Annotated in this window: 13 protein-coding genes; all 13 read right to left on the bottom strand. The window is 30.2% G+C overall.

Annotation, left to right across the window (positions count from 1 at the left end):
• Window positions 1-46: 46 nt before the first annotated feature.
• Window positions 47-1,213: a cysteine desulfurase family protein gene (locus J2Z76_RS03380; protein ID WP_209510597.1), complete on the bottom strand. Its 1,167-nt coding sequence runs from the start codon at window positions 1,211-1,213 to the stop codon at window positions 47-49.
• 250 nt (window positions 1,214-1,463) lie between these two features.
• Window positions 1,464-2,285 carry an aminotransferase class IV gene (locus J2Z76_RS03385; protein WP_209510598.1) on the bottom strand — a complete coding sequence of 274 codons (822 nt, stop codon included), beginning with the start codon at window positions 2,283-2,285 and terminating at the stop codon, window positions 1,464-1,466.
• On the bottom strand, window positions 2,285-4,624 hold the full coding sequence (locus J2Z76_RS03390; protein ID WP_209510599.1) for an ATP-dependent DNA helicase: 2,340 nt from the start codon (window positions 4,622-4,624) through the stop codon (window positions 2,285-2,287). The genes J2Z76_RS03385 and J2Z76_RS03390 overlap by 1 nt, the downstream gene beginning before the upstream one ends.
• 108 nt (window positions 4,625-4,732) lie before the next feature.
• Window positions 4,733-5,119, bottom strand: coding sequence for an ATP-binding protein (locus J2Z76_RS03395; RefSeq protein ID WP_209510600.1), 387 nt, complete (start codon window positions 5,117-5,119; stop codon window positions 4,733-4,735).
• A gap of 117 nt (window positions 5,120-5,236) precedes the next feature.
• On the bottom strand, window positions 5,237-5,845 hold the full coding sequence (yihA, locus tag J2Z76_RS03400) for a ribosome biogenesis GTP-binding protein YihA/YsxC (RefSeq protein WP_209510601.1): 609 nt from the start codon (window positions 5,843-5,845) through the stop codon (window positions 5,237-5,239).
• 404 nt (window positions 5,846-6,249) lie between these two features.
• Entirely contained in the window at window positions 6,250-7,251 is a 1,002-nt protein-coding gene (locus tag J2Z76_RS03405; RefSeq protein ID WP_209510602.1) for a Gfo/Idh/MocA family protein, read from the bottom strand.
• 25 nt (window positions 7,252-7,276) lie between these two features.
• Entirely contained in the window at window positions 7,277-8,674 is a 1,398-nt protein-coding gene (locus J2Z76_RS03410; RefSeq protein WP_209510603.1) for an ROK family protein, read from the bottom strand.
• A gap of 60 nt (window positions 8,675-8,734) precedes the next feature.
• Entirely contained in the window at window positions 8,735-9,469 is a 735-nt protein-coding gene (locus J2Z76_RS03415; protein ID WP_209510604.1) for a copper homeostasis protein CutC, read from the bottom strand.
• A 7-nt stretch (window positions 9,470-9,476) separates the two neighbouring features.
• Window positions 9,477-10,979 carry a M81 family metallopeptidase gene (locus J2Z76_RS03420; RefSeq protein ID WP_209510605.1) on the bottom strand — a complete coding sequence of 501 codons (1,503 nt, stop codon included), beginning with the start codon at window positions 10,977-10,979 and terminating at the stop codon, window positions 9,477-9,479.
• 16 nt (window positions 10,980-10,995) lie between these two features.
• Entirely contained in the window at window positions 10,996-11,964 is a 969-nt protein-coding gene (locus J2Z76_RS03425) for an ABC transporter ATP-binding protein (protein ID WP_209510606.1), read from the bottom strand.
• On the bottom strand, window positions 11,954-12,943 hold the full coding sequence (locus J2Z76_RS03430) for an ABC transporter ATP-binding protein (RefSeq protein ID WP_209510607.1): 990 nt from the start codon (window positions 12,941-12,943) through the stop codon (window positions 11,954-11,956). Before J2Z76_RS03430 ends, J2Z76_RS03425 begins: the two co-directional genes overlap by 11 nt.
• 12 nt (window positions 12,944-12,955) lie before the next feature.
• Window positions 12,956-13,819: an ABC transporter permease gene (locus J2Z76_RS03435; protein ID WP_209510608.1), complete on the bottom strand. Its 864-nt coding sequence runs from the start codon at window positions 13,817-13,819 to the stop codon at window positions 12,956-12,958.
• Window positions 13,820-13,831: 12 nt separating this feature from the next.
• Window positions 13,832-14,752, bottom strand: coding sequence for an ABC transporter permease (locus J2Z76_RS03440; protein WP_209510609.1), 921 nt, complete (start codon window positions 14,750-14,752; stop codon window positions 13,832-13,834).
• Window positions 14,753-14,819: the final 67 nt, after the last annotated feature.

A 14,819-nucleotide genomic window follows, 5' to 3' on the forward strand; every position in this document is an offset into this window, starting at 1 on the left:
TTCATTTTTTATTTTATTGTCTTAAGTATTATTTCACATTTTTACATTACTTCATAATCATTCTTATTTCATTTACTGATTGCTTAATAGTATTTACCACATATTCTATTTCGTCTACGCTATTATAATGTCCAAAACTAATTCGTATTGTACCATCAACATATTCTTTGTTTAATCCAATTGATTTTAAAATTCTATTATCGCTTTTAACTTTTGAAGAACATGCTGAACCCGTAGAAACATAAATACCTTTACGCTCTAAATAGTGTACTAAAACTTCACCTCTTATATTCTTAAAGGATATACTCAATATATGAGGTGCGCTATTTCTACCTAAATCACTGTTAATTTTAATATCATCTATTTTTTGAATTAACCTCATACCGTATTGTTTTTTTAAATTATATAATTTTTCTGTTTCAGCTTGGAAATTGTCACAAATTAGCTCACATGCCTTTCCAAAACCCACTATTCCTGCTGTATTTTCAGTTCCAGGTCTTATTCCCTTTTCTTGGCTAGCACCAAAATATATTGGATTAATTTTATAACCTGACCTTACATATAATCCACCAACACCTTTGGGTCCATGAACTTTATGACTACTAAATGACATCGTATCAACTAAAGTCTTTTTAGTATCCACTTTCATTTTACCGAATGCTTGTATAGCATCTACATGAATTTTTGTCCTTCTGTTTTTACTTTTTACTATTTCTATTATTTTATCTAAATCTTGAACTGTTCCTAATTCATTATTTACTTGCATAATGGATACAAGTAATGTATTTTCATCTATTCTATTTTCTAATTCAGATATTTCAATTTTTCCACTGCTATCAACGTCAAGATATCTAACATCTAAAACACTTTCAAATTGTTTGAAAATATTATATACTGAAGGGTGCTCTATTTTAGTTGTTATGACATTAAAAGTTTTATCTACACATTTCGAAATAAAAAAATTAGACAAGTAGCCTAGTATAGCAATATTATTACTTTCAGTTCCACCACCTGTAAAATAAATTTCCTCTGTTCTGGCATTGATTACTTTCGCTACGGATTTTCTTGCCCAGTCAATTTTTTTCTCAATCTCCATTCCCATCCGATGAAGAGAAGATGGGTTTCCATAGTTGTTTTCATATATGTCTATTATTGATTCCATTACCTCAGCTCTAGTTTTTGTTGTTGCGCTATTATCTAAGTAAATTTCCATGACTACCTCTTGTTAGTTTTTTACATTTGCTTTGTGCTTTTTCTAAATATGTTGAAATCTAAATAAGTCAGAGAACTACAACTAATTTATAACTAATTTCGACAAAAAAAGCTTGCAAAGGTTTAGTATATTTGCTATAATAAGTTTGGTTATCCCCCCCGATAGCCAAAATATATTCCCAATACCCCTTTTATGCATATTAATGCTTCACAAAAATGGCCCCGAGGCCATTTTTGTGTTTTTGGGAAATTTATTTATTTTGATTTATATTTAAATTTACTTCATTTAAATATAAATCAGAAACCTTCTTTACTATTTCATTATTAGATGAATCAAGTACTATATCATCAATGTTTTTAATCGGAAGAACATTAATAGAAGTTCCTGTTATAAATGCACCGTCCAATAATTTGATTTCCCTTACAAAAATATCTCTTTTTTCAACTTTTATTCCATTTCTATTGCATACATCAATAACCTTTTCTCTTGTAACTCCTAAAAGCACTGAACTATCTTTAGATGTAATAAGTGTATCACCTTTTACAAAAAACACATTTGATTTACTTCCTTCGCTAATAGTATCATCATCATTTATCAAAATAGCCTCAAATGCATTTTTTTTCGACAAAATTTTATCTATACCTTCTCTTAAATCAGATTCATAAAATTTTATATTAGGGTTTTTTCTATGTTTTGTTACCATAACTACAGAAATTCCCTTTTCATAAAGTTCTTCTGGTGGATAATAACTTTTAACAAAATACATTAAATAAGTTTCATCATCCTTTTTTAAATAAGACACCCTAATGTTGCAATTTTCAAAGCTATTTTCGTTTATTAGAAGTTCTATAAATGTTTTATATTCCACGTATTGCAATTTGCTATTTAACTTACTAAGTTCTATACTTCTTTTCATTCTATTAAAATGTTCTTTTAAAAAAACTGGCTTTTTATTTATTACGCGTATAACTTCATATATATTTGTATTATATTGCTCCAATAATTGTTCTATATCTTTTTTTGCTATTAATTCACCATTTCTTACATTATTTTCAGATACAATGTTAATCATTAATTTAGCCTCTTTTCTTTCCAAAATAGATTGTTTTCATTTCTAAATTCATCTACTCCGTATACCTTTTTAAAATTGTTCCAATGTTGAGGTAACAATTTAACATATGAATGTTGACATAATCTTGAATCTATAAGCAATGTTATTCCTATATCTTTTTCTGTTCTTATTACACGACCTGCTGACTGCAATATTTTGTTGAATCCAGGATATTTATATGCAAATTCATAACCCATATTGAATTTTTCATTGAAATAATCTTTGATTATATCTCTTTCAAATGAAAGCTGTGGTATACCTGTACCTATTATAACTGCCCCAACCAATTTTTCAAGGGGCAAATCAATTCCTTCTGAAAAAACACCCCCAACAACTGTAAAAAGTACTACGTTATTCATTTGATGAAATTTATTCACTATTTTATTTTGCTCTTCCTCATTTATAGATTGATTATGTATAATAATATTATCATTAGGATAAATTTGTTCATATACAGAATAAACTTTATCTAAAAAGTTATATGAAGGAAAAAACACCATATAATTTCCGTTATTATCGAATACCGCAGAATGAATATAAGCGCACACCTTTTCAATGTTTGTATCTCTAACAGAATATTTCATAGATAAATCTGCTGCTATCATAATTTTTAGTTTATCTTCATCAAAAGGAGATTTTATCTTAAGACAATAATCAGAATCTTCTCCACCAAGAAGATATTTGAAATATTTTAAAGGAGTTAATGTAGCTGAAAATAATATTGATGAAAATGCATTTTTTTCAGATTCCTTCAAAACTTTTGATGGGTCTATTAAAAAAATTCTTATAATAGTATTCCCACCATTAAAGTTTGCATAATAACAAAAATTATCATCAAATATTTCAGATATTTTAACAAAAAAATTACTTTTAAAATACAGATCTACCAATTCATCTGGGATAACTTCAGATTTTAAATCATTTATATATAATTCTCCTTCTGTTACAAATTTCCTTAGTGATTTTATAAATTCCTTAGGTTCTTCTTCTATGATACTTGTTTTTTCATTCATTGATTTTTTTATATCTATAAATTTTTTATTCACATTTTTTAATTCTTTGTATACTTTTTTGTTTATGTCCTTCATCAATTTTGAAACTTGTAGAAAATCTTCTTTTAAAAGTTCAGGAGAATACATATTCCTTGCCCTATCCTCTAAATTATGCGCTTCGTCAATTAATAATATATCATTGTTATTCTTTAAGAAATCTTCTCTTTGCAAAGATACTCTTGGGTCAAAATAATAGTTGTAATCGCAAATAACTACATCTGACATATAGCTCAAATCTAAACTAAATTCAAAAGGGCATACTTCATTTTCCCTACTAATTTTTTCTATATACTCTCTATCAAATAGACAATTATTTTTTACTGATTCTTTTAATATTTCATTTATTTTATCATAGTATCCTTTTGCATATGGACAATAATCAGGGTCGCAGTTACAATCTTCCATAAAGCATATTTTTTCTTTTGCTGTTATTATAATAGTTCTTAAGTTCAAACCCTTGTCAATCATGATTTTCATTGTATTGAAGGCAATATTTTTCGTTGATGACTTAGCCGTTAAATAAAATATCTTTGAATTCTGCTTTATACTCATAGCTTTTATAGCAGGAAATAAAACTGAAATAGTCTTACCTACACCGGTTGGAGCTTGTGCAAAAAGTTTCTTTCCTTCTTTTATAGTTTTAAAAACTGCTATTGAAAATTCTCTTTGCCCTTTTCTATAATTTTCAAAGGGAAATTTTAATTCATCTACAGTTTTTCTTTTATTTATATTTAAATTTATAATAGTCTCCGCCCAAGACAAATATTTGTCTATTAATTCAAAAAAAAACATCTCTAATTCTTTTTGTTTATAACTATATGATAAACATTTTGTTTTCTTAGTATCTAAATTATAATATCTTAATTGCATATTTATATTATATAAATTATTTTGCAATCCATATATATATGCGTAGCATTTAGCTTGAGCACTATGTGATAAATTATAATTATCATTAATATCTTCTAAATTTTTATATGTAGACTTAATTTCGTCAATAGTAACAGTATTGTTATCTACAATTATTCCATCCGCACGTCCTTCAATTGTAAATAATATATTTTTATATTCAAATTCATGTTTAAGGAAAAATTCTTTTTTATATTCTTCGCCCATTTGAGATTGCAATAGTTTATGTGCTTTAATTCCTTCTAAAGCCCTTTCGGGTCTCATACCTTTAGTATTCAAATCTCCACCAGTATAGATATACTCAACTAGCTCTCGCACTGATAATTTTACATTTTCCATGTTTTTTCACCTAAAAATAAATTTGAAATCCGATTAAATAGAATTAAAAAATAAACACCATACCTACTCAGTGTTTATTATATCAAACTTTCAACTATTTTAAAATGTTTATTTTAAATATTGTACACATGTTACAGTATTTCCATTTATATCAACCTTATCTGCAAGTCCTTCAACAAGCATAAGTCCTCTCCCATTCTCACAAAAATCATATTCACCTAGCTTTTTATGTTTATATTTGATACCCTTACCTTCATCTGATACCTTTATAATTAAACAAGAATTATTTACAAGTACATCAATAAATAAACTTTTATTTATATCATCAAGGTTTCCATGCTTAACACCATTGATAATTAATTCGTTTAATATTAATTTAGTGTTAAAAAAATTACTTTCTGTTAATCCATCTCGAATGTCTAAAAGAATGTCCTCCACAACGTTTTTCACTATATTTATGTCGCTTTGAACTTTCTTCTCTATTTTGTAATTCATAAAGCATTCCTCCTACGCACATAATATACCCTCTTAATAATATTTTAAACAGTAATTATATACATATATAAATAATGGTTTAGTAATTAATAACTCTTGTCATAATTTGCTAATTTATTATATTTCTTTCTTTTCATCTTCAATTCCCAATATTTTCTCAAATAAACACCAGGTATCTTCTACTCCTTGCTTTGAAGTTGCAGAAAGAGGTAAAATCAATTTGCTGTCTTCAATGTTTAGTGTCTTTTTAATTGCTGATATGCATTTTATCTGTTGAGATCTAGAAAGTTTATCTGCTTTTGTCGCTATTACATATCCAGTATAATTGAAACTTCTAATCCATTCATACATTTGTTGATCATTTAAACCTGGTTCATGTCTTATATCAACTAGTAATACAACTTCTTTTAGCTGATTTCTAACTTTGAAAAATGTTTCTATCATACCTCCCCACTTACCTTTTTCTTGCTTCGATACTTTTGCATATCCATAACCAGGTAAATCAACAAAATTGAACTGGTCATTAATATTATAGAAATTTATTGTTTGAGTTTTTCCTGGTGATGAGCTCGTTCTAGCTAAGTTTCTCCTATTGAGCATTGCGTTAATCATTGATGATTTACCTACATTTGATTTTCCAGCAAAAGCAATCTCAGGTACGACAGTTTCAGGATATTGTTCTTTTTTTGCAGCAGTAATTAATAGTTCCGATTTTCTAATTATCATTTTTTTCCTTTCTTAAAACAATGGTATTACTAAAAGTTCGTTATTTTTTTTAATAATCCTTATAAAATTTATTTATATTTAAAATATTTTCCCTGTGGGGAATCAATAAGACATATGAAAATGCTATTTTTTAATTAAAATATCGCATGTATAAAATAACAATAACTAGAAAAGTAATTGTTATCTACATTCGATATTATAACTTACTTGACATGCTTTATTCAAGTACTATATTATATTTTTTTCTTTTAATTTGTATGTATGCATAACAAAAGTTGAAACTACACATCATATCCATAATATTTTTCTCTCACTTCTACATATATAAAGCACTAATTAAAAAGATTCCCACAAATTCTTCATCTGTGGGAACAAAAATATAAGTATTGAAAATAAATTAAAAATTAAATATCAAAAACAACATTGTTAGTTTCCAGCGACTTTTCTATAGCTTTTATCATTTTAAGGACATAGACCACATCATTCATATTTATTATTTCTGGATCTTTATCTTGTAAAACACATCTAGCAAAATACTCCATTTGTTTTTGATAGGGATTATATTGAGTTACACCAATTTTATTTGGCTTTTTATCTTCTAAATATAAAATCAACTCATTATATTTAACATTATCAAAGTTATCATCGTATCTGGAAGTAGAATTATATTCTAATGCCCCTAACTCTCCAATAACTCTAACACAAGTTGTAAAAGGATATTCTCCTTTTATATCCATGTTACATTCAACTGTTGCTGTGATTCCTCTAACAAACACAATATTTGCAGTTACAGCATCATATGAATTCTTACTGCTCTTTTGTCCTGTAGCATATACGGATTTGACCTCACCAAATAAATAATATAAATAATCCAAATCATGTATATTAAGGTCATATAGCCCTCCTCCAGATTTAGAAGGATCTCTAAACCAACTTGAGTATTTTGGGTAAGTAGACAACCTATTCATATATATATTTTGAATTTCACCTATCACTTTTTTGTCTATCATATTTTTAATAGATACATATTCTGGCCAAAACCTGACAACTTGTAAGACCATCATCCTTATACCAGCGTTTTTAGCTTTATTTGATAATCTTTCAGCTAAACTACATGATAATGTAAATGGTTTCTCACACATAATATGTTTTTTATACTTAATTGCCATAGATACTGCATACTCATGAAGGTATGTAGGAAGACATATATCTAAAATATCTACATCTTCTTTAGACAACATCTCCTCTATGTCAGTATACGCATTTGTTGAAAAACTTTCTGCTATTTTCTTAGTTTTTTCGAAATTTCTACCTACAAATCCAACTAGACTTAGTATCTCAGAGTCTTTAATTGCATTTGCATGAGTTATACCCATTACACCTGTACCTACTATTATGATTTTCACCAAAATTCCTCCAGTAACTGATCAATTATTTTGATAAATTTGGTAGACTAGCTGCAGCAATAGATTGACCTACTCTCTTCATTTTTTCATCCGGAGTAATCAGTTCAATTTTATCGTAAAGCTCTCTAAATTCCACTTTTAGTACTTCATTAGCCTTTTCTATTAAAATATCTCCACCTTTTCCAGATACTACCCTTCCTAGTAATAGCACTTTGTTTATATCATAGAAATCCGAGTAATATGCTAAGGAATATCCAAGATAAATTCCTATATTTTCATATACCTTCTTGGCTCTCTCATCGTTTTTTTCCATTAGATTTTGTACAACCTTTAGCTTATCCGCTGGAGACAAATTTTCATCTAGATCTATACCTGCATTTGGAGATAGCTTAATTACTGCATCTTGAGAGAAGTAACTAACTCCAACACCTCTGTCTAACGACCATTCATCCATTATAGCATTTTCACTATAATCAACAGGTACAAACGCAAGTTCATTTAACCATCCAGTTATATTTCCATTTTTATCTACATATCCAACTGCCTCACTAGTTCCCATAGCAATACCTAAAATACAATTTTCTTGGAAACTCATGGCACCTGCAAGAGCTGTTACATCTCCATCATTAGCTACTTCTATAGGCACATCTCCAATATTTGCTGCCACATCATAAAAAATATTTTTAACCCTTTTTTCAAAATCTTCCTTTGGAATTACCCTAAATAGTGATGCTGCTCTAACTTGATTATCTATATATATACCAGCTGCACTTATGCCAATAGCGTCAACTCTAGGCATTTTTTCAGCTGCTCTTTTAACGGAATCTAGTATTCCTTGATAATGATATTCTGGATCTTTAGTTATCTTAGGATGCCACACTACTTCCTCACTATATATTGCTTCACCATCTACTACAGCTGATACTTTTCTATCACTTCCACCTGCATCAAATCCAATTCTATATCCTTCTAAATTCCTACCAAGCTTTTTAACTTGCTCGTTTGATTCAGGTACATTGTCGTAGTCTGTGATTTCTATTTCAAATTCTCTATCATAGACATCTCTCATGAACACTACATCAAAATCTCTTTCTCCACCAATTGTATATGCCATTTTTAAATGTTGTCCTATATAATTAGGTCCAGCAAATATAACTTTATATCCACCTTTAACCCATATTAAGGATTTAACTAGACGCTCTACATATTGAATATTATCTTCATTTTTATCTGCACTATCTGGGAAAATCTGAAGTTTGGTAGTAGAAACAAACCCTTTAGGTCCAACAATTGCGACTTTAACATCTACTTTTTCATCTTCTAAAGCGAGTGCTTCTCTATATTCTCTATTTTGAAGGGATATTGGCATAAATCCTGGATCTAATTCCGGTATAAATTTTGGTATACGTTTAAAACTTTTCATAGTATATTTCCTTTCCATATAACAATTTAATATGCTAATCAAATTGTTAATTGCATATAACTAAAGATTGTCAATTACATCTCTAGCTTTTTTTATTAAGTCGTAATCAGATCTTTCGACTATAAATTCACTCTGAGGAGTACTCATCCTCATGATATTCCCTCTGTATTCCATTTTACTACCTATATTAACTTTGCCTGACATATGATAATGGCTGCATCCAGTTATTTCATATATTTTTTTTATGTTATTTGCATTAACACCGCATCCAGGCATAATTGTAATGTTTTTTCCAAAGTCTGCTTGCATTTTAGCTATATATTCTGCTCCTTCTAATGCATTTACCCTTTGACCTGAAGTTAAAATTCTACATACACCCATATCAATTAATTTTGAAATATCTAATACGGGATCTTTTGCATCATCAAAAGCTCTATGAAATACTACCTTAAGAGGGTTTGCAAAATATACAAGTTCATTCATTCTATCTATATCAATTCTACCATCACTCAGCAGAATTCCAGTGACAATCCCATCAAATCCCAATTCTTTTACTATCTCAATGTCCCGTTTCATAGTTTGAAACTCATTATTATCATATAAAAAATCACCAGAACGAGGTCTTATCATTACAAATATTTCTATGTCCTCTACTTCTTTTGCCATTTTCATTAATCCATAGCTTGGAGTAATTCCACCAATATTAAGCGAAGAGCATAGTTCTATTCTATCCGCTCCAGCATCTTTAGCTATCATCAAAGATGTATAAGAATCTACACATACTTCTAATATCATAAATTTATCATTCCTTTTTATTTAAATTGTCTAAAGCATTGTACTGAAAATCATCATCTAAAGGAAATATTGGCCTTGTTACTTTTTTGTAGTCTAATGTCTTTAAATTTTCATTTGTATTCCCCTTAGTAAGTGCCATTATACTTCGTTTAGCCACTAAACTTTGTTCATGTGTAAGATATCCAAGCTTGCAAACTACTATTTCTGCATCTCTAGGATTAACTCCTAAATCTGTAAACATATCCGGAGTTACATATCCTACATGAACTTCTGCAAGAACTATATCTACTCCACAGCTACTAAATAAAGCCAAATCACCTTGAAGCATTCCTCTACTAGACCAATTTTTAATGTATGATTTCACTATTCCAGTTGCTGTAATAGGAGTTGAAGTAATGCTATCAAATTTTGCTCCAAATTTAATTGTTATTTCTTCACCAACTCTACCTTCACATTGTTTTGTTGCTATCGGATCGTATATCCCCCCAAATATTACTGGATGTTTAAGGCTATCTGTCCTATCATCATCCATTATCAACTTTAAAAATCCAGTAGCATCAGAAGAAGCCCCTGCAGTTGGATTGTCTCCAGAATCCGAAAGATAAATAGGAAGTTTGCCTTCTTTTACTGCCTTAAATGCAATATCCAATGCTTCTTTTTCTTCATATGTCTCTGTATGAAAACAAAAATCATCTTTTTTGGACCACATTATTTCTGCAAGTTTAACAGCTTCTCTTTCAGCTAATTCCTTATCCCCATTTGCTACTACATAAACTGCTACGGAACTATCCTCGTTATCTGCCCATGGAAATCCCATAAGATATGAAGCTGCCATTATTCCTTCTTTTTTTTCACATTCTCTAAGTACTTTTATAAGTCCCCTCATAGGTTCAACAAAAGTAGAAGATTGTTCTCCAGCAATTAAAATAGGAACCCTTACCCATGCTGATTTTGGTTTAGCCCCATTTTCAAGAACAGCTATTGTCATATTTGCAGCATGTTCACCTGTTTCAAAGCAATCTGTATGAGGAGCACATTTGTATCCAACAAATGCATCACAATTGTAATTCATTCTTTTCGTCATAGTTGTATGCATATCTAGAGATGAAATAATTGGTATATTAGGGAGCACTTCTCTTAACTCCTCTAAAAAGTATCCTTCTACTTCTCCTTGTTTTTTAACTCTCATAGATCCATGTAGTGAAAGAGTAATTGCATCTATTGGTCCCTCTTTTAAAGCAAATTTTGCTTTTTCTAAAATCTCATTTTTTATTTTTAAATAAAAATCATAATCAACCTCACCATTTGGAACAGCTCTTGCAAATACAGTAGGAATTACTTCGTATCCTGCTCCTTGTAAAGTTTTAATGACTCCTGTTACTGAATCATTTTCACGAAAATTATTAAAAATATCATCTCCATATATAACTTTGAAATCTTTCTCTCCCGCTATTATTGGATTAAAAGTGTTAGATTCATGGTGCAATCCTGCAACCAAAATTCTTTTCATTATATTTCATCCTCCATTATGATAAGTTTAAATGACATGCAACCTTATGATCAGACCCTACCTCAACAAGTTGAGGCATTGTTTTAAAGCATTGTTCCATTGCATACATACACCTTGTGTTAAATGGACAACCAATTGGCATATCAATCGGACTAGGTATATCTCCTTTTAAAATTATACGATTCCTCTTATGACTAGGATCTGCAATGGGTACAGCAGATAGTAATGCCTGTGTATATGGATGTTTAGGATTTTTGTATAATTCTTCTTTCGTAGTTATCTCTACTAAATATCCAAGATACATTACTCCAATTCTATCTGATATTATTTCTACTACACTTAAATCGTGAGAAATAAATAAATATGTTAGATTAAAGTCCCTTTGCAAACGCTTAAATATATTGATAACTTGTGCCTGTATTGAAACATCAAGGGCAGATACAGGTTCATCAGCAATAATAAGCTTAGGATTAACCGACAATGCACGAGCAATTCCTATCCTCTGTCTTTGTCCACCAGAAAATTCATGAGCATAGCCTTGAGCGTGTCTTTCATTAAGCCCAACAGTTTCTAAAAGTTCTATAACAGTATTATATCTATCTTTTTTAGACATGTCTGTGTGTACTAAAAGAGGTTCTGCTACTATATCTTTTATTTTCATTCTAGGATTAAGACTACCATAAGGATCTTGAAAAACCATCTGCATCTTATTTCTAAAAGGTCTTATTTGAGAAGTAGCATAGTTTGTAATATTTTTGTCTTCAAACCAAACTTCTCCTGAATCAACATCTAAAAGCTTGTTTATTACCCTACCTAGAGTACTTTTGCCACATCCGCTTTCACCAACTATAGATAGGGTTTCTCCATTTTTTATCTCAAGAGATACCCCGTTAAGAGCATGGACATATTTATTACTCCTAAATAGTGTCTTTGAAGCTAAAAAAGTCTTACGTACATCTTTTAATTCAACAAGATTATTGCTCATGGTTTTCACCTCTCTCATTAACAAGATGACATCTGCATTGTCTGTTTTCTCCTACATAAATAAGTTTAGGTTCTTCTATATGACATTTGTCTATGGCTAAACTGCATCTAGGTGCAAATTTACAACCTGTGGGCAATTGAGATAAATCTGGAACTCTACCGCTTATATAGGGCAGTACATCTGAGTTCCTACCTATTTTAGGAACCGAAGCAATCAGCCCTTTTGTATAGGGATGTAGTGGGTTTTTAAATAAAGAATTAACATCGGCCATCTCAACAATCCTACCACAATACATTACCATTACTCTATCACACATTTCAGCAACTACACCTAAATCGTGGGTTATAAGCAATACTCCAATTTTATTTTTTTCTTTCAATTCTAGCATAAGTTCCATTACTTGGGCTTGTATTGTTACATCAAGGGCAGTTGTAGGTTCATCCGCAATTAATAATTTTGGATTACAGGACATTGCCATAGCTATCATTATCCTTTGAGACATCCCACCTGACAACTGATGAGGATATCTATTCATTATGTCCTCAGGAACAGGAATCCCTACTCGTTTGATCATATCAATAGCATGTTTTCTCGCTTGGTCATTTGTATATTTCAAATGAAGCTTTGTACACTCCATAAGTTGTTCTCCAACCCTTAAAACAGGATTAAGCGATGACATAGGGTCTTGAAAAATAATTGCAATATCACTACCTCTAATACTTCTTATCTCTTTTTTATTCATTTCTCTTAAATTTCTACCTTCTAACAAAATCTCTCCTTCTGATATTTCTCCATTTTCCGGAAGCAATCTAAGAAGAGATAATGATGTAACTGATTTACCACTGCCAGACTCTCCTACAAGCCCAACAATTTCTTCATTGTTTACATAAAAAGAAACATCATTCACAGCTGTCAAGTTTCCCTTATCTGTATGAAATTCTGTTTTTAAGTTTTTTACATCTAATAATTTATCTGTCACTATTAACTCTCCTTAATCTAATTTAGGGTCTAGTGTGTCTCTAAGACCATCACCTAACAAGTTAAACGCTAATACGGTAAGAAATATCATCAACCCTGGATAAAATAACATATGCGGTGCAACACCAATATAATCTCTACCTGTTGATAACATGGCACCCCAGTCAGGATTTTTAGGACTTGCTCCAAATCCCAAAAAACTAAGAGAAGCAGCAGATATAATAGCAGTTCCCATTCTCATTGTATAAGAAACAATAAGCGAAGGTAAAGTTCCTGGGAAAATATGTTTAAATAATAGCCTCATATCACTTACGCCAATAGACTTACTTGCTTCTATATATAGCAATTCCTTTATTGATAATGTAGAACTTCTTATAATCCTAGTAAAAGTTGGTATCCCATAAATTGATATAGCTATAACTACATTGGTTAGTCCTGGTCCTATTATAGCAACTATACCAATAGCTAGTAATAACCCTGGAAATGAGAATAAAACATCACAGCTCCTCATAATTAAGCTCTCTAATAAACCTCCATAATAACCTGCAATAATTCCTAAAATAGAACCTATAATTGCACCAATTGTTACGGCTATAATTGCAACAGATAATGAAATTCTTGTACCTGTGATTATACGACTTAAAACATCTCTTCCATATTCATCAGTTCCAAATAGATGATCTGAATTTGGCTCACACAATATATTATCATAATCAATTGCAGATATATCGTATGGCGTAGGCTGAAAAACCACCAATATTAACAAGAATACTAGAAATGCCAAAGAAATTACTGCTGATTTTTTTTTGAGGAATTTCCTCGAAAATTCTCTAAAAGGACTTTCTATTTTAAAATCTTCATATTGTATCTCTTTCATAGTAATTTCCCCTTATTCATATCTAATTTTTGGATTGGCTATTCCATAAAGCACATCCACTATCAAATTTATTATAATGAATTGGAATGTGAAAATTAACAATACCGTCTGAACGACTGTATAATCTCTAAATAATATGGAATCTATAAGCAACCTGCCAAGACCAGGTATTGCAAATACAGTTTCAACTAATACTGATCCTGCCAATAAAAATCCAAACTGCAATCCTACTATAGTTATTACATCAACAAGCGAATTTCTAAGGGCATGTTTATTTATAACCATAAACTCATGAAGACCCTTTGCTCGTGAGGTTCTAATATAATTTTCTTTTAATATTTCAATCATTGAAGATCTAGTGTAACGTGCAATCATAGCTGTAATACCTGCTCCTAGAGTAATAGAAGGTAAAACGTAGGATGAAAAACTATCTACTCCTGTTGTAGGAAACCAGCCGAGTTTTACTGAGAAAATTTGCATAAGCATAAGTCCAAGCCAAAACAATGGAACAGATATACCTGATGTTGCTCCTACCATTACAATATAGTCAATTAATTTACCTCTTTTTATAGCAGAGATTACGCCCATACTTATCCCTGCAACAACAGACCATATTATTGAAAATATAGCAAGAATTAAAGTTGGCTTAATCCTTGGTACTATAACATTCCAAACTGGTAAATTTGACTTAATAGAAGTTCCCCAATTTCCTGAAAATACACCAACCATGAAATTTTTATACTGAACAATATATGGATCATTTAGTCCTAGTTTTTCTCTCATTATCTCAATTTCTTCTAATGTTGCTTTTTGACCAGCTACAATCCTTGCTGGATCTCCGGGTATCAAATGAATAAACATAAATACTATTATTGATACAACTAACATTATTGGAATTATATTTAATAGTCTTTTTAAAACATATTGTTTCACTTCTTACCCCACTTTCCAATAAAAATTAAATGGTAGCTAAAATTTCTTAACTACCATCTAGCTTTAC

Source organism: Sedimentibacter acidaminivorans (genome assembly GCF_017873955.1).
GTDB lineage: Bacteria > Bacillota > Clostridia > Tissierellales > Sedimentibacteraceae > Sedimentibacter > Sedimentibacter acidaminivorans.